General features: G+C 63.4%; 20 protein-coding genes. 8 read left to right on the top strand and 12 right to left on the bottom strand.

The genetic code is table 11. The features are described from left to right. Positions 1-74: 74 nt before the first annotated feature. Both ACZ51H_RS10665 and ACZ51H_RS10660 read left to right on the top strand, forming a co-directional pair. Positions 75-743, top strand: coding sequence for an EI24 domain-containing protein (locus ACZ51H_RS10665; protein WP_464802889.1), 669 nt, complete (start codon positions 75-77; stop codon positions 741-743). Beyond that, positions 740-1,108, top strand: coding sequence for a hypothetical protein (locus ACZ51H_RS10660; RefSeq protein WP_464801798.1), 369 nt, complete (start codon positions 740-742; stop codon positions 1,106-1,108). Before ACZ51H_RS10665 ends, ACZ51H_RS10660 begins: the two co-directional genes overlap by 4 nt. 1 nt (position 1,109) lies before the next feature. Here the strand turns inward: ACZ51H_RS10660 and queG are convergent, their stop codons facing one another. Then, entirely contained in the window at positions 1,110-2,159 is a 1,050-nt protein-coding gene (queG, locus tag ACZ51H_RS10655) for a tRNA epoxyqueuosine(34) reductase QueG (RefSeq protein ID WP_449474423.1), read from the bottom strand. Between the two features lie 22 nt (positions 2,160-2,181). On the opposite strand from queG, the gene ACZ51H_RS10650 reads away from it, so the two are divergent. Genes ACZ51H_RS10650 through msrB form a run of 3 tightly spaced genes read left to right on the top strand, consistent with a single transcriptional unit; the run spans position 2,182 to position 4,823 of the window. Next, on the top strand, positions 2,182-3,141 hold the full coding sequence (locus tag ACZ51H_RS10650; RefSeq protein ID WP_464801797.1) for an ABC transporter ATP-binding protein: 960 nt from the start codon (positions 2,182-2,184) through the stop codon (positions 3,139-3,141). Continuing rightward, positions 3,141-4,337, top strand: a complete 1,197-nt coding sequence (locus ACZ51H_RS10645; protein WP_464801796.1) for an ABC transporter permease — start codon at positions 3,141-3,143, stop codon at positions 4,335-4,337. The genes ACZ51H_RS10650 and ACZ51H_RS10645 overlap by 1 nt, the downstream gene beginning before the upstream one ends. A gap of 9 nt (positions 4,338-4,346) precedes the next feature. Continuing rightward, on the top strand, positions 4,347-4,823 hold the full coding sequence (gene msrB / locus ACZ51H_RS10640) for a peptide-methionine (R)-S-oxide reductase MsrB (RefSeq protein ID WP_464801795.1): 477 nt from the start codon (positions 4,347-4,349) through the stop codon (positions 4,821-4,823). Here the strand turns inward: msrB and ACZ51H_RS10635 are convergent. The 10 genes from ACZ51H_RS10635 to htpX all read right to left on the bottom strand — a co-directional run bounded on the left by ACZ51H_RS10635 (position 4,804) and on the right by htpX (position 16,039). Beyond that, positions 4,804-6,633, bottom strand: a complete 1,830-nt coding sequence (locus tag ACZ51H_RS10635; protein WP_464801794.1) for a hypothetical protein — start codon at positions 6,631-6,633, stop codon at positions 4,804-4,806. The two genes, msrB and ACZ51H_RS10635, sit on opposite strands and share 20 nt — an antisense overlap. Continuing rightward, a complete protein-coding gene (locus ACZ51H_RS10630) occupies positions 6,611-7,015 on the bottom strand; it encodes a GtrA family protein (RefSeq protein WP_464801793.1) in 405 nt (134 codons plus the stop codon). The genes ACZ51H_RS10635 and ACZ51H_RS10630 overlap by 23 nt, the downstream gene beginning before the upstream one ends. A gap of 18 nt (positions 7,016-7,033) precedes the next feature. After that, positions 7,034-8,560: an NAD(P)/FAD-dependent oxidoreductase gene (locus ACZ51H_RS10625; RefSeq protein WP_464801792.1), complete on the bottom strand. Its 1,527-nt coding sequence runs from the start codon at positions 8,558-8,560 to the stop codon at positions 7,034-7,036. A gap of 114 nt (positions 8,561-8,674) precedes the next feature. Beyond that, positions 8,675-10,264 carry a bifunctional phosphoribosylaminoimidazolecarboxamide formyltransferase/IMP cyclohydrolase gene (gene purH / locus ACZ51H_RS10620; protein WP_464801791.1) on the bottom strand — a complete coding sequence of 530 codons (1,590 nt, stop codon included), beginning with the start codon at positions 10,262-10,264 and terminating at the stop codon, positions 8,675-8,677. 97 nt (positions 10,265-10,361) lie between these two features. Next, complete coding sequence (locus ACZ51H_RS10615) at positions 10,362-12,131, bottom strand: heparinase II/III family protein (protein ID WP_464801790.1); 1,770 nt, start codon at positions 12,129-12,131, stop codon at positions 10,362-10,364. Beyond that, positions 12,128-12,790, bottom strand: coding sequence for a ribulose-phosphate 3-epimerase (gene rpe, locus ACZ51H_RS10610; protein WP_449474414.1), 663 nt, complete (start codon positions 12,788-12,790; stop codon positions 12,128-12,130). Before rpe ends, ACZ51H_RS10615 begins: the two co-directional genes overlap by 4 nt. A 91-nt stretch (positions 12,791-12,881) precedes the next feature. Beyond that, positions 12,882-13,367: a diguanylate cyclase gene (locus ACZ51H_RS10605; RefSeq protein WP_449474413.1), complete on the bottom strand. Its 486-nt coding sequence runs from the start codon at positions 13,365-13,367 to the stop codon at positions 12,882-12,884. Between the two features lie 53 nt (positions 13,368-13,420). Next, positions 13,421-14,728, bottom strand: a complete 1,308-nt coding sequence (locus tag ACZ51H_RS10600) for an RsmB/NOP family class I SAM-dependent RNA methyltransferase (protein WP_460986958.1) — start codon at positions 14,726-14,728, stop codon at positions 13,421-13,423. 37 nt (positions 14,729-14,765) lie between these two features. Beyond that, a complete protein-coding gene (locus ACZ51H_RS10595) occupies positions 14,766-15,080 on the bottom strand; it encodes a hypothetical protein (RefSeq protein ID WP_460986957.1) in 315 nt (104 codons plus the stop codon). Next, positions 15,080-16,039: a zinc metalloprotease HtpX gene (gene htpX / locus ACZ51H_RS10590; RefSeq protein ID WP_464772637.1), complete on the bottom strand. Its 960-nt coding sequence runs from the start codon at positions 16,037-16,039 to the stop codon at positions 15,080-15,082. The genes ACZ51H_RS10595 and htpX overlap by 1 nt, the downstream gene beginning before the upstream one ends. 47 nt (positions 16,040-16,086) lie before the next feature. Here htpX and ACZ51H_RS10585 point away from each other — a divergent pair, with 47 nt between their 5' ends. The 3 genes from ACZ51H_RS10585 (at position 16,087) to ACZ51H_RS10575 (ending at position 17,870) form a co-directional block, all read left to right on the top strand. Continuing rightward, a complete protein-coding gene (locus ACZ51H_RS10585) occupies positions 16,087-16,260 on the top strand; it encodes a DUF1674 domain-containing protein (RefSeq protein WP_196224799.1) in 174 nt (57 codons plus the stop codon). Between the two features lie 195 nt (positions 16,261-16,455). Next, on the top strand, positions 16,456-16,884 hold the full coding sequence (locus ACZ51H_RS10580; protein ID WP_196224798.1) for a hypothetical protein: 429 nt from the start codon (positions 16,456-16,458) through the stop codon (positions 16,882-16,884). An 86-nt stretch (positions 16,885-16,970) separates the two neighbouring features. Then, positions 16,971-17,870, top strand: coding sequence for a UTP--glucose-1-phosphate uridylyltransferase (locus tag ACZ51H_RS10575; RefSeq protein ID WP_449474409.1), 900 nt, complete (start codon positions 16,971-16,973; stop codon positions 17,868-17,870). Positions 17,871-18,185: 315 nt separating this feature from the next. On the opposite strand, the gene ssb is transcribed toward ACZ51H_RS10575, so the two are convergent. After that, complete coding sequence (ssb, locus tag ACZ51H_RS10570) at positions 18,186-18,755, bottom strand: single-stranded DNA-binding protein (RefSeq protein WP_449474408.1); 570 nt, start codon at positions 18,753-18,755, stop codon at positions 18,186-18,188. Between the last annotated feature and the right edge of the window lie 19 nt (positions 18,756-18,774).

Below are 18,774 nucleotides of genomic sequence, written 5' to 3'. Positions count from 1 at the left end.
TGTCTATCGAGCCGCGCTGCTGCGTGCAACGTTGCAGATTGACCATGCGTGCAGAGCGCGGAATAGCGTGCCTCATGGTGATCGCCGCCGCCCTTCGTGCCTTTCCCGTCATCTTCCATCGGGCTGCTCTGCGCCTGTTGGCCAAGACGCTCATGCTGACGCTGCTGATCTTTGCGATGGCGGGACTAGGTCTTTGGACAGCAGTCCACGCAACGCGCGCATATTTCGGCTGGAGTGGTGGTGGCCTAGCGGAAGCCGCCTTGACGGCTTCGAGCCTCGCCGCGCTTGCATGGCTGCTCTTCCGGACCATCGCCATGGCAGTTATGAACCTGTTTGCCGACGACATCGTGGCTGCGGTCGAACGGGACAGCTATCCCGCCGCCGCAGCCGCCGCCCGGCCTCTGGGCTTCGCGCCCAGCTTGCGGCTTGCCCTCGCTTCGGCCGCGCGAACGGCGGGCTGGAACTTGCTGGCGCTGCCGGTCTACCTCCTTCTTCTGGTCACCGGCGTCGGCACGGTCCTGCTTTTCCTGGCGCTTAACGCCTATCTCCTGGGTCGCGACCTCAGCGATATGGTGGAACAGCGGCATCCGGGACTTTTGCCGATCCCTCGCCTCGGCCGGTGGCTCATGGGTCTCGTCTCGGCGCTTATGTTCCTCATCCCCTTCATCAACTTGCTTGCGCCTGTTTGGAGCGCGGCTATGGCGGTGCACATGCTGCATGGCGTCGGGAACAAGTCACGATGAAAGCCCCCCAACATATCCTCTCGGTCTTGCTTGCGCTGCCACTCGCAGCTTGCGGCGGGTCGATTGTGCCGCCTTCGCCGATGCGCCCGTCTCCATCTGGGCCGCCCGCCAGCGCCTTCATGAAATCGGGTCCGCTCATGGGAATGGACGTGCGCCACCTCGTCCAGCAATTCGGTACGCCGCGGCTTGATATCCGGGAAAGCACCATGCGTAAGCTCCAGTTCGCTAACGGGCGCTGCGTTCTGGACGCCTATCTTTATGCACCGGCTCGCGGCAAGGAGCCTGTTGTCACCCATGTCGATGCTCGCACCCCCGCCGGGGCCGATACAGATCCGGGCGCCTGCGCTTCAGCGCTTCGGCGATAGGTCAGGGCGCGGACAGCCGCTCCACGGCCCACGCCGCCGCTTCCGCCACCACGGGATCGTCATCAATCAGCAATGGGTGCAATCGCGCCAAAAGACGAGGGTCGCTACTGTTACCCGCCGCTATGGCCGCGTTGCGGACCATCCGGCTGCGCCCGATCCGCTTGATCGGCGACCCTGAGAAAACCTCCCGAAACCCCGCATCGTCCAAAGCCAGCAGGTCGCCAAGTTCAGGCGCAGCCAGTTCGGCCCGTCCGAGAAACGCCCGGTTTGCCGCTGCCGCATCAGCGAACTTGTTCCACGGACACACCGCCAGACAATCGTCGCAGCCGTAGATGCGATTGCCGATCTTCTCGCGAAACTCGGGCGGGATCGGCCCCTTATGCTCGATCGTAAGGTAAGAGATGCAACGCCGCGCATCCACGACATAGGGGGCAGGAAAAGCATCGGTGGGGCAGGCCGACTGGCAGGCCGTGCAACTGCCGCAATGATCCACTTCGGGCAGGTCGGGTTCCAGGGCCAGTTCGCTATAGATCGCGCCCAGGAACAGCCAGCTGCCGTGCGCGCGGCTGACGAGATTGCTGTGCTTCCCCTGCCAGCCCAAACCCGCCGCCACCGCCAGAGGCTTTTCCATCACCGGCGCGGTGTCCACAAATACCTTAAGGGCGCTCGCCTGCTCCTCCACCAGCCAGCGAGCGAGGCTCTTCAGTCCCTTTTTCACGACGTCATGATAGTCGCGCCCCTGAGCGTACACGGAAATGCGTCCACGATCGCCCTCCTCTGCCAGCGTCAGCGGATCGCGGCCCGGAGCATAGCTCATCCCCAGCATGATGACGCTGCGTACGTCGGGCCACAGCGCGCTGGGTGAGCCGCGCTGCTCCGCGCGCTCCTCCATCCACAGCATCTCGCCATGACAGCCATCGTCCAGCCATTTGCGTAAGCGCCGCCCGGCCTCGGGCGCGGCGTCCGCGCGCGCGATGGCGCATGCGGCAAACCCCAGCCGCTGCGCTTGCGCCTTCAGGCGCTGTTCCAAGGTTTCGGTTTGCGTTGGCATGCTGTGCGACTATCAGGAGTGGATGATCCGTAACAATCCGGCTCCCCCTTCGGCCTATGCCGTCGAAGGCCATGCTCTTGTCAAGACATTCGGCAAATTCCGGGCAGTCGATGGCATCGACCTCGCCGTTCCCACGGGCTCCATTTACGGCATTCTCGGGCCTAACGGAGCGGGCAAGACGACCTTGCTCCGCACGCTGCTCGGCATCATCGATCCCGACGAGGGCTCTCGCCGACTGCTAGGGGATGATGTCCCGCTGCGTCAGGCGCGGGCCATCGGCTATCTGCCCGAGGAACGGGGCCTCTATCCCTCGATGAAGGCGGCGGAAGCGATCGCGTTCATGGGTGCTTTGCGCGGGCTGCCGCTAAAAACAGGGCGTCAGCGCGCACGCGAGATGCTGGCCGAACATGGCATGGGCAGTTCGATCGACAAGCCGATCCGTCAACTGTCCAAGGGCATGGCGCAGACCGTTCAGCTATTCGGCACGATCGTCCACGAGCCTCGGCTGATAGTTCTCGACGAACCTTTCTCCGGGCTCGACGCGATCAACCAGGGCAAGTTGGAGCTATTGATCCGCGATCAGGCGCGGCGGGGCGTCACCATCCTCTTTTCCACCCACGTCATCGCGCATGCCGAACGCCTCTGTGAACGCATCGCCATCGTCGCGGGCGGGCGCATCAGGTTCGAAGGATCGGTGGGTGAGGCGCGCGACAAGCTGCGCCCGCAGGTTCGCCTGCGGACCCGCGCGAGCGATGGCAGCTGGCGCCGTGCCTTGCCTGCTGAAACGCTGGCGGCCGATGGCGCATGGCATTTCGATCTGCCGGATGAGGGGATCGAACCGCTGCTCCGGGCTTTGCTCGACGGGCAGGCAGGTATCGAAAGTCTCTCGATCGAACGGCCCGGCCTGCATGACGCGTTCGTCTCCATCGCGGGTGCCGCCGCTGCCCAGCAGATGCAGGATGCGGAAGAGGAGGCCGCCTGATGAGCGAAGTTCTGCGCGCGGCTCTGGTCATCGCCCGCCGCGATTTTTCCGCCGTTATCTTCTCAAAGACCTTCATCCTGTTCCTGCTTGGACCCTTGTTCCCGGTCGTGATCGGCATGGCGTTTGGCGGCCTGGGTGAAAAGATAACGACTGAAAGCCTGCGCCCCACCGTCGGCATCGCCATGGCGAAGGAAGATGCGGTGCGCATGGAACGTGCCCATGACATTCTTGCCGCCCGATTGGGGGCGGACAACCTCCCTCGCCTGCAACGCGCGCCCAAGGGAGCGCCGCGCGCCTTGCTTATGCGACCCGACGCCCGCTTCATCGCCATTGTGTCGGGCACGATCACCCATCCTGTGCTCACCGGCAAAGCCGACGATCTCGCCATGCTGGAAGGCGATATCAGCCTGCTCGCAAGCGCGGCCGTCGCTGGCGAACAGCTACCCCATGTGCGGATCAAGAAGCAGCTTGTTACGGCCAGCGCGGGCGCGGAGGCGCAATCGCGATTGTTGACCGGCCGGGCGGCGCAGGTCCTGATATTCCTGCTCACCATGCTTCTCGCGGGCATGGTTCTGTCCAACCTTGTGGAGGAAAAAACCAACAAGGTGATCGAAATCCTCGCCGCCGCCGTCCCGATCGACTCCGTTTTCCTGGGTAAACTCATCGCCATGCTCGGCATGAGCTTCGTCGGCATCGGCTTCTGGGGGGCGGGGGTCGTGCTGGGCGTCCGGATTTTTGCAGGCCCTGACATCGCGCCGCCTACCCCTGCGGTTGGATGGCCCATGTTCCTGCTGCTTGGCGGCATCTATTTCACCATGGCCTACGCCTTGCTGGGCTCGTTATTCCTCGGCATCGGCGCACAGGCCGCAACCGTGCGGGAGGTGCAGACGCTCAACATGCCGGTCACCATGGCGCAGATGGGCGTCTTCTTTTTCGCGACCTATGCGGTTGATCATATGGGCTCCGCTCCAGAGATTGGCGCGATCATCTTCCCCTTCTCCTCGCCATTCGCGATGATCGCGCGAGCGGCTCAGGACTCGGCGCTATGGCCCCATATTCTTGCGATCGTGTGGCAGGCCATTTGGGTTGCCGCCATTATCCGTCTGGGCGTCTGGCTGTTCCGTAGACATGTGCTGAAATCAGGCCATGGCAGTAGCCGGAAATTGTTCAGGCGACGCTCAGCCTCGGTTGGATAGGTAGACGGGATGACACGGCGGGATCTTCTCAAAAGTGGCGCCTGTGCAGTAGCCGCTCTCGCCTTCTGGCGATTGGGCATGGAAGAGGCCGCCGCCGCTTATCCCTTTACCCTGACCGATGCTGAATGGCGCAAGCGTCTCAGCCCGCTTGCCTATAATGTGCTGCGCAAGCAGGCCACCGAACATCCCTTCACCAGTCCGTTGAACAAGGAACATCGCGCGGGCACCTTCAAATGCGCAGGTTGCGACCAGGCCCTGTTCAGTTCGAAGACCAAATTCGACAGCGGCACAGGCTGGCCTAGCTTCTGGGCGCCCTTGCCCCGTGCCACGGGCACATCGCGAGACATGTCCCTACTCTATCCAAGGATCGAGGTTCATTGCGCCCGATGCGGCGGCCACCTCGGCCATGTTTTCGATGATGGACCGCCGCCCACCCGGAAACGCTATTGCATGAACGGCGTGGCGCTCAGTTTTGCGGCGGCATGATCCTGTAGACACGCAAGGACGTCATCCCCTGAAGCCTGACCGGCTTCAACCAGTCGGGATGTCCACCCTTGTCCAAAATCATTGCCAGACTGCCCGGATGCTCCTGAGCATAATGTCTGAACTCATTTAGGCTGGGACAGGTCACTAGATAGTCTGGTCCCTTGCGACTATTCAAAGCCGTCAGAATAGTCCGCGCCTTCACGGGCGGCGCCGTAAAGCCTTCGACCACCGCCGTGATTCCGGCCGCATTCCGGTGATGCGCCGTGCCGATGACATCGTGGGGGGTGCGGATCAAAATGTCGGGACCTATATCCAGGGGCGCAAACAGCGTCGATCTGGGCAACTGCCGCAATGGGCTCAACGCCGCGGCAGTCCGGCATTCACCCGCAGGCGTGGGCGATTTCTCCTCTTTCTCTGCGCTCGCCGTAGCTGCGATCCAGAGCGCACACAAGGCGGCCGGGGTGAGCAAGGCGACCGCCGAGGAGGCGAACACCCTCGGGATCGTCGCGGTTTTCTGCTGCGCTCGCCGGAAGAGCCGCAGCATCAACCAGGCCACCCCCGGCAGCGCCAGTACATGGGCGACCGACATCGCCCGCATCACCAGCATAGCGACCAGCGTCGCCCCGGTCAGGAGGAGCGCCACAGCCAGCCAGCGATCACGCGCCTTGGCCGTATCGGCTATTCGCGCCGCCATGATCGACCCGGCCAGTCCCGCGAGTGGGGGCAGCAGGATGAGCCCCATCATCGAACGGCCCTGTTCCCAGATCGGGCGGCCTTCCATGACATGCAAATACCAGAGTTTATAGGCGACGGGTCCCAGCGACTGGAAAGGATCGCCGGTCAGGCAAGACTTGCCGGTGATGATGAACAGCGCCGCGGCGGCCAATGCGCCCGTTCCGGCGGCGGCGAACCGCCCTGTCGCGGAAACCGGGGTGCCGATGCGGAAGACAATCGGGGTTACGATCGCGAAGGCGATCAATGGCCAGATATAGGCCGCTGAAAGAGCATCGCATTGCGCGTGCGCCAGCGGCGCCATGCCGCGCAGGACAGCCAGCAACAGCAGCGCGGCACTGCCCAAGGTCAACGCATAGGCTACAAAGCGGGGCGTCTCATCCTGATCTCGCCACTGGCGCAGCGCCAACGTAGCTGCGAACAGGGCGGCATAGGGCAATCCTTCGCTCGAAATCTGTAGCCACACGGCCATGGCCGTGCCTGCGACCACGCCGCCGCGTGCAGGCCGCGTATCCATGGCACCGGCAAGAGCGATCGTCGCCATCAGGATCTGCCAGCCATGGTGATCGATTCGCAGCGGCCCGAACTGCACAAGGATGGTCGGCGTCGTCAGCAACAGCACCGGCGCCAGCATCGCCGCCGGTTTGCCCGCAATACGAACAACGGCAACATGCAGTGCCCATGCCAGCGCACCCAACGACAGCAGTGGAACCGTCGAGCAGGCGATCACTTCGGCCAGGTGGCTGCCCAGGATCGGCTGCAACAGCAGGATTATCGCCGCGATCGGCATATCGACGATCCGCGACCAATGCATGGGTCCGCCAAAGGGCGGGTTCACCCGATGCTGACTGACATCCAGAAAGGCCTGGCCGCCGAGCCAGTCGCGCACCTGCTGAAGGCGCATTGCGTCGTCCGGATCACGAAAGCCCAAAATGTCTAGCTGGTCGCGGGCCAGCCACAACAGAATGATGGAACAGCAAATCCAGGCAAGGATGAGCCAGCGGGCACTGGGGGTGGTTGTCCCCCCAATGTCGCGGGTAAATCCCGTGCGGATCTTAGCGAGCGGCGAAGACGCCATATTTCCGGATCGCATATACAGATAGAAAGCTGGCGGGGATGGCGAACAGCTTCGCAAGCGCCGGGGTCATTCCGGCGGCTCCCAGAACACTGATAAGGCCGGATGTCACGGCGATGCCGACCACCGCGCTGACGGCAAAGCCCAGACGCTGCCGGTTCGTCGGGCCGACAGCCGAAGGAAAGACGAAACGAACGCTGATCAACCAGTGCAACAGCAGGCCCGATGTATAGCCGATGGCTCCCGCCATCGTGGGCGGCACATCGAAGCGCAGCAGTGCCAGGAACAGCAGCATGTCGCCGCAAAGCGCGCAAAGGCTGGCCAGCAAATAGCGGACTAGGGTGAAGCGGACGGTGAGGGCGCTGCTCAGATGGCCAAGGTTCATCAATGCATGACTGCCGGTTTACGCGGCCTTCAGGCGGCCGGGCACCCGCCGCACGCTCCCCAGCGCCGCATTCTGCCCGATGGCTTCTTCGCCTTCCTCGCCAGCTTCATGATATTCGGCATCCTCGTTGACCGCCCAGATGTCGAACTGCCGCTCGCCAGCTTCGATGTTCCGCACCGTCAGCATGGCGGTCATCATCGCATGATCCTGATTATTATAGCGGTGCATGCCGTTACGGCCGACCAGATGCAGCGTCGGGTAGAGCTGCTCAAGTTCCGTCCGCATCTTCAGCACATTGGCGGCATAGTCATCATCATAGACGGGATAGGCCTTCTCCTGACGGACGACCGCTCCCTCGACCACATCGGCAGGATCGCACAGCCCCAGTATCGCCATTTCGTGCTTGGCGAGCTCGACCAGGGCATCGTCGTTCGATGACCAAAGGCCATCGCCCTCGAAGCAGAAATATTCAAGGCCGACGCAGGCGAGCGATGGATCTGGCACCATTTCCGGAGACCAGCTGCGGAAATTCTGGATGCGGCCGACCTGAACCTTCGAATCATGGATGTAGATCCAGTTGTCGGGAAACAGGTCCTCCGACTTGATCATCAGCGCCACGGTCAGGAAGTCGCGATATTTAAGCTCCATCGCATTGCCGAGCGTCGCGGGCAAAGGATGAATGCGGCCCGCCAGCTCACGCATCGGCGCGGAACTGATGACATGACGCGCCTTCAACAGCACCTCACCCTCGGGACCCTGAGCGACCATCTGCCACCGGCCGGTGCCTTGGTCGTGCGACAGCTGCTTGAGGCTGTGCGCCATCAGCACCTTGTTGCCGCCCTTGACGACGAAGTCCCGTGCGGCTTCCCACATCATGCCGGGGCCAAGGCGTGGATAGCGGAAGCTTTCGAGCAGGGTCTTGGTCGCCATGCCATCATTGGGCCGCTTGTTGAGACCCAGCGAGCGCTTCAGCCCATCCTTCACCGCGCCCCAGAGCGACAGACCCTTGATCCGCTGTGCCGCCCAATCAGCCGACATCTCGTTGCAGGGCATGCCCCAGACCTTTTCGGTATAGGTCTTGAAGAAGATGGAGAACAGCTTGTGTCCGAACGCGTTCACCGTCCAATCCTGAAACGACCGGACATTGCGGTTCGGCAGCAGCCTCGCCTTCGCGAAACTCGCCATGCATAGCGTCGATCGCCACACGCCAAGATTCCACAACGCCTCAAAGGCACGCAGCGGATAGCTGTAGAATTTGCCCTCATAATAGATGCGGCTCATCCGGGGGCGCTGGATGAAATCATTGGGCAGGATCTCGTTCCAGAGATCGACCACCTCTTTCGACTTGGAAAAGAAGCGGTGGCCGCCAATGTCGAAGCGGAAGCCGTTCAGTTCAACAGTCCGGCTGATCCCGCCGACATAGCGGGGGTCCTTCTCGATAACAGTGACCGAATAGCCCTTTTTGGTGAGCAAATAGGCCGCAGTCAGGCCTGCCGGACCCGCGCCGATGATGGCGACATCCACATTCTGGTCGATTTCCGGCATGCAATGCCCCCCGATAGGCTAACTTCTATCATCGGAATTGGCGGAAATCATCTAAGGAATGGTTAATGATCAGGTAAGCATGGCGGGGCAGGTGGACCGCCCCGCCAGCCCCTCTCAATGGCGGAAGTGCCGCATGCCGGTGAAGACCATGGCGAGGCCAGCTTCGTCGGCCGCCGCGATGACCTCGTCGTCCCGGATAGATCCGCCCGGCTGGATCACTGCCGTCGCGCCTGCTTCGACCGCCGTCAGGAGGCCATCGGCAAAGGGGAAGAAGGCGTCGGACGCGACCGCCGACCCGATGGTGCGGGCTTCGCTCCACCCCGCCTTTTCAGCGGCATCCTTGGCCTTCCACGCCGCGATGCGCGCGGATTCGAGGCGGTTCATCTGCCCCGCGCCGATGCCAGCAGTGCTGTTGCCCTTGGCATAGACGATGGCGTTGGATTTCACATGCTTGGCGACGGTCCAGGCGAACAGGCAGTCATTCAGCTCCTGATCGGTGGGCGCGCGCTTGGTCACGACCTTCAACTGATCGCGCGTGATGCGGCCGTTGTCGCGGCTCTGCACCAGCATGCCACCGGCAATGCTCTTCATCATCAACCCGGTCCGCGCCGGGTCGGGCAGTTCGCCCGTCAGCAGCAGGCGGAGGTTCTTCTTCTTCGCAAAGATCGCCTTGGCTTCCTCATCGGCGTCGGGCGCGGCGACGACTTCGGTAAAGATGCCGCTGATCGCTTCGGCGGTCGGGCCGTCGAGCGGGCGGTTGACGGCGATGATACCGCCAAAGGCCGAGACGCTGTCGCAGGCGAGGGCGGCTTCATAGGCTTCGATCAGCGTATTGCCGGTGGCGACGCCGCAGGGATTGGCGTGCTTGACGATCACCACGGTGGGCGGGCCGTCACGGAACTCGCTGACCAGCTCCAGCGCGGCGTCGGCGTCATTGTAATTATTGTAGCTGAGCTCCTTGCCCTGAATCTGCTTCGCCTGGGCAATGCCATTGGCGGAAGGACCGACGGGCAAATAGAGCGCGGCCGACTGATGCGGATTCTCACCATAGCGCAGCGTCGCGCCGAGCTTGCTCGATACGGCCAGTGTTTCGGGGAAATCGACGCCCTGATCGGCAAAGGCGAACCAGCTGGCGATCATCGAATCATAGGCGGCGGTAGCGGCATAGGCTTTGGCCGCGAGCATCCGGCGGAAGTCATAGCTGGTCGCGCCGCCCTTTTCCGTCATCTCCGCGATCAGACGGGCATAGTCGGCCGGATCGGTGACAATGGCGACACTCTCATGGTTCTTCGCGGCGGAGCGAACCATCGAGGGGCCGCCAATATCGATATTCTCGATGATCTCCTCGCGCTCTGCCCCCTTCGCGACCGTGGCGGCGAAGGGGTAGAGGTTGACGACGACAAGATCGATGGCGCCGATTTCATGTTCCTGCATGGAGGCGACATGGTCGGGATTGTTGCGCACGGCGAGCAGGCCGCCATGAACCTTGGGGTGCAGCGTCTTGACGCGGCCGTCCATCATTTCCGGGAAGCCGGTGAGGTCCGAAATATCCTTCACGTCCAGCCCGGCATCGCGCAGAGCCTTGGCCGTGCCGCCGGTGGACACCAGTTCGACGCCATGTTTGCCCAGCGCCTGACCCAGTTCGACGAGGCCGGACTTGTCCGACACGGAAAGGAGGGCGCGTTTGATGGTGACGTCTGACATGATGCTTCCTGCTGTTCGAAGTGCCGCTCAGGCTTGCCGCAGCCCTCTAGTCCTGCCGGACCGATGCGGCAAGCGATAGGATTTAGGGTAAGGGGCCTTAGCTCATCCGCTTGAAGAGCCAGCCGATGGTCGATCCGCCGGGCAGTGCTTCGGCGGTGATGACCAGCTGGCGGGTCTCATGCGGGCGGCCTTCCCCGTCCACCCAGAGGCTTTCCTCTATAGTCAGCTTCCCCGCATTGGCGCGAAACTGCCAGATAGGCCCCATCTCGATGCGCAACAACGCGCCCATGCCGTCGGCTGTGGCGGTGGGTTCTACTCCGGGCGCTAAGTGAAAGCGTAGCTCGGCGGGTAGCTTTACCGGCCGACGGCGGCGCGCGGCGGGCGTCAGCATGTCTTCGCCCCGGATTTCGCGGCCATCGATGCTGACGAGCAGCAGGCGGCGGTGGACATAGCCCATGCGCCGCACATAGCCGTCATGGCTGATCTCTATCCGGCTGCCGCTTTCCTGTTCCTGCCGGTGAAATTCGACTTCAGTGACGCCGCGTCCTAGTGTGCCGTCGGGGAGCAGGGCGGTGGAATTGCTGTTGTTCAGCACCAGCGTGCTGTGTGCCGCCGTGGTGCGCAGGCCCTGTGCGAGGCCGCCGGGCATCCACGCGCCCTCAAGCGCCGCGCCGCCGCAATTGACGATCAGCCGCTGCGGCCCATCGCTGATCTCGATCGCGGTGGTGGAGGCGCATCCCGCCTCGGCCAGTCGGGCGACCGGCGGCGGCGCAGCATCGATTTGGACGATGGTCGTGCCCGCGACGAGCCGCTGATAGCCCCAATCGCTCGCCTGCCGCAGCGGACGCGCACGCACGCGGCTTGCCCGGATCACGTCTTCTATGATGGCGGGGTCGATCGCGCCCGTGCCCTGCCAGCTGCCAAGCCCGCCATCGCCATGGGTGAGGCCCAGCAGCGCGGGAACCATTCGCCCCTGCGCTTCGGCGAGGAAAGGCGGCACCTGTTCGCGGCGAACATCATAAACCGCCCGCACCATTGCCAGCAGCATGATGGCGTCCAATTGGTCACTGGGCGAGCGCGAGATAATGCCGCCATCGCCATGAACCGTGTTTTCGATGGCGCGCTTGAGACCCGCCTCACCGAAAATCTTGCGGGCAGCGCCACCCGGCAGCAACATTGATGCCGCAACGATCCCGCCCCAGGCCACCAGACGCGGGAGGCCAAGCGGCGCCTTGTCCGCGCCGCGATCTAGATGCCGCGCCGTCCGTGCGATGCAGTTCAGCACCAGCGAGCGATAGACCAGATCGCTGGACGACAGGATAAGCGGCGCATGAGCCGACCAGAAGAGTAGCCGCCAACCAGCATTGTCGGCGCGCCAGGCGGGTTCGCTGGGCGTTTCGGCATGCACGTCTAGCCATTTGCGCAGCACGGCTTCGGCGATGGGCGCGCCCTGTTCCCGCGTCGCCGCCGATGACAGGTCGCGCAGCCATGCAAAGCTGTGCAGATAATCGGCGAATGCCGGGATGACAGTCAGGCGGTTGAAATCCAGCGTGTTGAGCGGCTGCTTCAGTCCGCGAAACAGGAAATAGCCTGCCCGGATCGCCTGGCCAGCCTTCGCATCACCCGCAATCTCATCATCGGGCACCGCGAGCAGTTTGAGCGGATATTTCCCCTTGAGCCGCCGTCCGTGGATCGGCGTTTTCCAGCTCATCAGGTAAAAGCGGTTGGCGACCCGTTGGGCCAGCGACAGGCCCTTGTCATCCGCGACGCGGATGAGGCGCTTGCCCTGTTCGATTCCGTTTTCGGCTGGTTCTGATTCCGCCGTATCCGCAAGCGATGGGCTGGGGATGCGCCGCTTGTCGCTCACCCGCCCTTGAGCTTCCGGATATTGTCGGCATAGGCGGAAGGCCCGCCACGGAAGGTTGCGGTGCCAGCGACCAGCACGTCTGCGCCCGCTTCGATCGCGCGCGGGGCAGTGGCGAAATCGATGCCGCCATCGACCTGCAGGCGAATGTCGCGCCCGCTCTTGTCGATCATCTTGCGGATCGCCTCGATCTTGCGCAGCTGATTTTCGATGAAGCTTTGCCCGCCGAAACCGGGATTGACGCTCATCACCAGGATCAGGTCGATATCATCGATCAGATAATCAAGCATCTTGGCCGGGGTGCCGGGGTTCAACACTACGCCCGCCTGCACGCCCAGCGACTTGATATACTGGATGGAGCGGTGAATGTGCGGCCCGGCTTCCGGGTGGACGGTCAGGATATCGGCGCCTGCCTGAGCGAAGGCGTCGAGATACTGGTCCACCGGAGAGATCATCAGGTGAACGTCGAACGGCTTCTTGCTGTGCGGGCGCAGGGCCTTCACCACGGCCGGGCCGATCGTGATATTGGGCACGAAATGGCCGTCCATCACGTCGATATGGACCCAGTCGCAACCCGCCTCGTCAATCGCGCGGACCTCCTCGCCCAGGCGGGCGAAGTCGGCGGAGAGGATGGAGGGCGAGATAAGGATAGGGCTGGTCATCAACAGTCGGCTCTAGCCGCGCCTCGGGTCAAGGGCAACGGCGCAGTTCGACCTTATCCACAGGCTTTTTCGGCGCTCGTTGGCGCGGGATTCAGGGCAGGTTGAAAATAGTGGGATCAAGGCCGCGTGACGCCACCGATCCGCGCGGCAAAAACTGCTTCACGCCGTGGAGCGCGACGACATGCGCGCCCTCCAATATCGGGGCGGCGATGAGGCGCATGGTGCATTCGCCGCCGTCGAGCGGCCGTATATCGACGTCCACGGTGAAGCCGCGGCGATGGCGAATGGCATAGGCGCGTAGCTGCTCCATCGCCTCGCGAGAGTCGGGTTGGTAGAGCGATGTGGCGAGCGGGCGCTGAACCGTCATGCCCCGTTCCAGGCCAAACAGATCATAGACGCCGCCTGTCCAACACAGGCTGTCGTCGTCAAGATTGCAGTGCCATAGGCCAATGCCCCGCTCCGCCAGCGCCTGATCATCGCGCGCGGTATGATCGTCGAGCGACACCGAGGCGAGATGCTGGTGCAGGTCGTAGAGCGGCCAGCTATGATTCAGGGCAAGGGGCTCGGTCGGGCGCAAGCGATGCCTTTCAGACGTTGCCAGATCTCAGTTCTTACAGGGTTGATCTTAATTCATTGTGGCGCGCGGGCAAGCCGGGCAACGAAAAATCCGTCCGTTCCGCCTTGGTCGGCCAGCGTCTCGGGCAGGGTGCGCAGCCAACCGTCCGGACGGGGGGGCAGGCCCTGCGGCAATTCGGCCACGTTCGCGCTCTGAATGCTGAAATCGGGATGGGCGTGAAGGAAGGTTTCCAACTGATCTTCGCCTTCCGCTCGTTCCAGGGAGCAAGTGGCGTAGATCAGGGTGCCACCGGGCCTTAGCCATTGGGCCGCGCGGCTCAGCAACTCCGTCTGTAACTCGGCAAGTTCGGCAATCTGGCGGCCCCCAATGCGATGCAGCACGTCGGGATGGCGGCGATAGATGCCGGTCGCGGTGCAGGGGGCATCGAGCAGGATGGCGTCGGCGGGGGTGGCGGGCTCCCACTGGCGCAGATCGGCTTGAACGATCGTGGCGGAAAGGCCGGTGCGCGACAGGTTTTCGCTCAGCCGTTCCAGCCGCTTCTTCGACTGGTCGATGGCCGTCACCTGCCACCCTGCGGCGGCGAGTTGCATCGTCTTGCCACCGGGCGCCGCGCAGAGGTCCAGCACCGTGCGGCCCTCGCCTTGGCCAAGAAGGCGCGCGGGGCAAGAGGCGGCGATGTCCTGCACCCACCAAGCGCCCTCGGTGAAGCCGGGAAGCTCCGTCACCGATCCGTGATCGGGCAGGCGGACATGGCCGGGCGCAAAACTTTCGCCGCCAAGCTTTTCGGCCCAGCTCGCGGTTTCTGCCGGGTCGCGCAGGGTGACATCGACAGGCGGGCGCACGGCATAGGCGCGCGCGGCGGCAGCGGGCATGTCACTGCCCCACTGGCTTTCCCAGCGCGCCACGACTTCGTCCGGCAATGTGGGTGGATCGGGGAGGGTGGGTGTGGCGCGCGTGACAGTGCCGAAGACGCCATGGACCAGCTTGCGCGGGCCGCCATCGACCAGCGGCAGCGCGGTCGCAATGGCGGCATGGGGCGCAGTGCCGAGCGCCAGCACCTGAATGAGGGCGATGCGCAGGACCATGCGGGCCTTGGCATCCGGGGGCAGCGGCTGGCGGGTAGCGCCGTCGATCAGCGCGTCGAGATCGGGCAGGTGGCGCAGTGTCTCGGCGGCGATGGCATGAACGAGCGCCCGGTCGGGAGCGGGCAGGCCCTGTGCTGCGCCATGCAGCGCCAACTCCAGCGGATCGCCCCGGCGCAGGACGGCGTCGAGCAGGCGCAAGGCGGCGCGGCGGGCGGGGAGGCCGGGAATATCTGTGGGTTGGGGGGCTAATGAGAGTTGGGCAGGGCGGCGGGGCATCAGCGGGCCCTACGCGTTTTCCCCTCTAGGGTCACCTTTAAAGAAAATGAGTGACGATAATGCCGACCAGCAGAAATAATCCTATCCAGCTGCCGATGCCGACCCATAGTGCTACCCAATCCGACCGGCGGGGGCTGGCGCGGACGCCTTTCGGCACTGTCCGCAATGAGGAAGGAATGCGCTTGGCGCCCAATGTCGTGACAAAGATGACGCGCCGCCCCACGCCATGAAAGAATCGCGCCGTGTGACGGGAGAAGATGTGCTCGACGGTCAGGTCGATCACCAGCCCACCCGCATGTCGGAATAGCGCACCCGCGACTTCGGCTGCGGCCTCGCCAATCACGTCTACCATTAGCGCCCGTTTGGATTGAGCGCGCTCGACCGGCGGCGCGGTGGAGCTGCGACAGGGTTGAGTGCCGATACGGGGATGGTGGAGGGTGCGGGCACGCCCATTTCCTCCAGCGCCGCGATGCGCTTTTCGGTCGCGGGGTGGGTGGAGAAGAGTTCGCTCACATGAACAGGGACGATGTAGAGCTGGGCGGCGGCGGGATTGCGCTCGGCCACATGGTTCGGGATCATCTCCGCCTTGCCGGAAATCTTGGCGAGCGCGGATGCGAGTGCGCGGGGATTGCCGCTGATCTGCGCTCCTGCGGCGTCAGCGCCATATTCGCGCGTGCGGCTGATCGCCATTTGCACGATCATCGCGGCGAAGGGCGCGACGATGACCGCCATCAGCGTGGCGAGGATGTTGCCATGTCCATTCTCTTCATTGCCGCCACGGAAGAACAGCCCGAAATTGGCGAGCATCGAAATGGCGCCCGCGATCGTCGCGACCATGGTCATGATCAGCGTGTCGCGATTCTGCACATGGGCGAGTTCATGCGCCATCACGCCCGCCACTTCCTCACGGGTCAGCATAGACAGCAGGCCCGTCGTCGCGGCGACGGCGGCATGTTCGGGATTGCGGCCCGTGGCAAAGGCGTTGGGATGCGGCTGGTCGATCAGGTAGACGCGCGGCATGGGAAGACCCGCCCGCTGGGCAAGATCGCGCACCAGCCCATAATATTCGGGCGCGCTCTGCGCATCCACCTCCCGCGCATTGTGCATCGACAGCACAATCTTGTCGGCGTTCCAGAAGGTGAACAGGTTCATGCCCGCCGCAACCAGCAGCGCAATCATCGCGCCGCCGCTGCCGCCCAGCGTATAGCCCAGCGCCATGAACAGCGCCGTCATTGCCGACAACAGCATCACCGTCTTGAAACCGCTCACTTGTCTTCCACTCCTTTGCAGCCCAGATAGCGGGGCATGCATGAATATGGGGTTGCCGGTGCGGCGCCACAATCGAAAGGCTTTTGGACATGGGAACATATAACGGCAAGCGTCCCGCGCATGTGAAGCCGCCCGCTCATCTGTCGAAGAGCCCGCCGGTGCCTGCGCCCGACCCGATCGACCACCCCTCGCGCCACGAGGAAGAATTGAGCCCCGTCCGCTACGGCGACTGGGAACGCAAGGGAATCGCTATCGATTTTTGAATGTCAGCAATTGCCCTTCGATCGGTTCATCGCTGATTATGCACGTCTTCCGCTGGCCTGTGCCCTCGCTGCGAGCGGCGCGGCGCGTTCCTCTAGCCTTTGCTACCCGCTTCCGTGCAGGATTCAGCGGGGCGAAGGAAGAAAACAGAGCCGGGGTGGGTCGTGAATCATATAGCCGAGATAAAGGTGAGGGCGGTGTCTGAATATGCGCCGGAAGATGCGGCGCTGCTTTGTGCCGTGGGTCGTCTGGTCTGTGCCTGGACGATGCTGGAACAGAGTCTGGAGGCGAAAATTGCCATGATGCGGGAAGCAATGGGTGACGTGCGGACTGTCGGCACCCGGATGCGCCCGGGCATGGCGAAACTGATGACCGAGCTTCGGACGATGGTGGCGATGCGTGACAAGCGCAACGCCAGCGCGCTCAAGGAGATTTCGGATATCGAGCGACACATGCAGAGGATCGATCGCTTCCGATCGCTCATCATTGGCGGCTTTCAGCAGCCCGCGCCTGGCGGCTTTACGTGCCGCGACGCGCGGAACAATCACACGCATGTCTCACTTGATCATCTCGATGCGGAGATATCTTCGCTCGAAACGGTGGCACAGCGCCTGCTGGCCGTCTGACCGGGCGAGGTAATCCTCCCGCTAAGCTTGACCTTTGACACGTGGAGGGCGAAGCCTGTCCGCGCGTCTAGCGAGAATGGAGTACCATGCCCTACAAGCCTATCCGCAAAGCCGTGTTTCCTGTCGCAGGCCTCGGCACGCGCTTCCTGCCTGCCACCAAATCGGTGCCCAAGGAACTGCTGCCGGTCGTTGACCGCCCGCTGATCCAATATGCTGTCGATGAGGCGCGCGAGGCGGGCATCGAACAGATGATCTTCGTAACCGGCCGCGGCAAAGGCGCGATCGAGGATTATTTCGACATCGCCTATGAAAGCGAAGCCACCCAGCGCGAGCGCGGCAAGGATCTGTCGGCGCTCGACGGCACGCGCCTTGCGCCCGGCAACGCGGTGTTCCTGCGTCAACAGGAACCGCTGGGCCTGGGCCATGCAGTCTGGTGCGCGCGCGACATCGTCGGGGACGAACCCTTCGCTATCCTGTTGCCCGACGAATTCATGAAGGGCGCGCCGGGGCGAGGCTGCCTCAAGCAGATGGTCGATGCTTATAATCAGGTCGGCGGCAATCTGGTCTGCGCGCTTGAAGTGCCGATGGCCGATACGCCGAGCTATGGCGTGATCGATCCGGGCCAGCGCGATGGCGCGCTGACCGAGGTCAAGGGGCTGGTGGAAAAACCTGCGCCCGGCACCGCGCCCTCCAACCTTATTCTGCCGGGCCGCTACATCCTGCAACCTGAGGTCATGAAGATTCTCGCGACCCAGGAAAAGGGCGCGGGCGGCGAGATCCAGCTGACGGACGCCATGGCATCGATGATCGGGCAGCAGCCCTTCCACGGCGTGACCTTCGATGGACGCCGCTTCGATTGCGGGTCAAAGGCCGGCTATATCGAAGCGAACTTGGCGCTGGCTTTGGAGCGCGAAGATCTGGGCGAGCATATTCGCAAGTTCGCACTGGCGGAATTGGGCGCAACGACGATCGCTGCTGCTGCCTGAGAGTATTTCACTAAGAGAGTTGGTCCGGTGCTGCCGGGCCACCTTTTTTGTTTGGTACGGAGGGAGCCGTTCCTACCGCAGACCTCTCTATCATCTCCCCTCCCGCAAGCGGGAGGGGTCGGGGGTGGGCCAGCGCAACATCAGCCTTGTTTTAGGAGGGGTTATCGCGAGAGCTTGCCAAGCTCGCGCCCACCCCTAACCTCTCCTGCTTGCGGGAGGAGAATGTCTCCGGGCCGACCCTCCAAATATCCATCATCGACATGAAAAAGGCGGCCCTTCGCAGAGCCGCCTTTCTCATCCTTTCAGCGCGAAGCCTCAGAACGGCACTTCGTCGTCCAGATCATTGTCGAAATTCGGCCCGCCAGCGCCGCCCCGGGCACCACCGGACGAGCGCCCGCCGCTGCCGCCGCCAAAGCCGCCACCGCCGCCGCTGCCACCGCCGAAATCATCATAATCGCCGCCAAAGCCGCCCGAGCTGGCGCCCCAATCACTGCCGCCGCCCTGCGAGCGACCACCGCCCTGGCCACCACCAGGTGCGCCGTCGAGCATGGTCAGCACCGCGCCCGGACCCTGCAAAACCACTTCGGTGGTGTAGCGGTCGTTACCCGACTGATCCTGCCACTTACGCGTGCGCAGCTGGCCCTCGACATAGACCTTCGATCCCTTGCGCAGGAACCGCTCGGCTACGCCCGCCAGACCTTCGGAAAAGATCGAGACGCTATGCCATTCGGTGCGCTCCTTGCGCTCGCCGGAATTGCGGTCCTTCCAACTTTCGGACGTGGCGATGCGAAGATTGCACACCTTGCCGCCATTCTGGAAGCTCTTCACTTCCGGGTCAGCGCCCAGATTACCAACCAGAATGACTTTGTTGACCGAACCCGCCATATTTCCTCCGATACTTTGG

The sequence above is a fragment of the Sphingobium sp. TomMM15 genome (genome assembly GCF_055397045.1).
The sequence above is the reverse complement of the archived record's forward strand: the minus strand, read 5'-3'. Positions and strand labels throughout refer to the sequence as shown.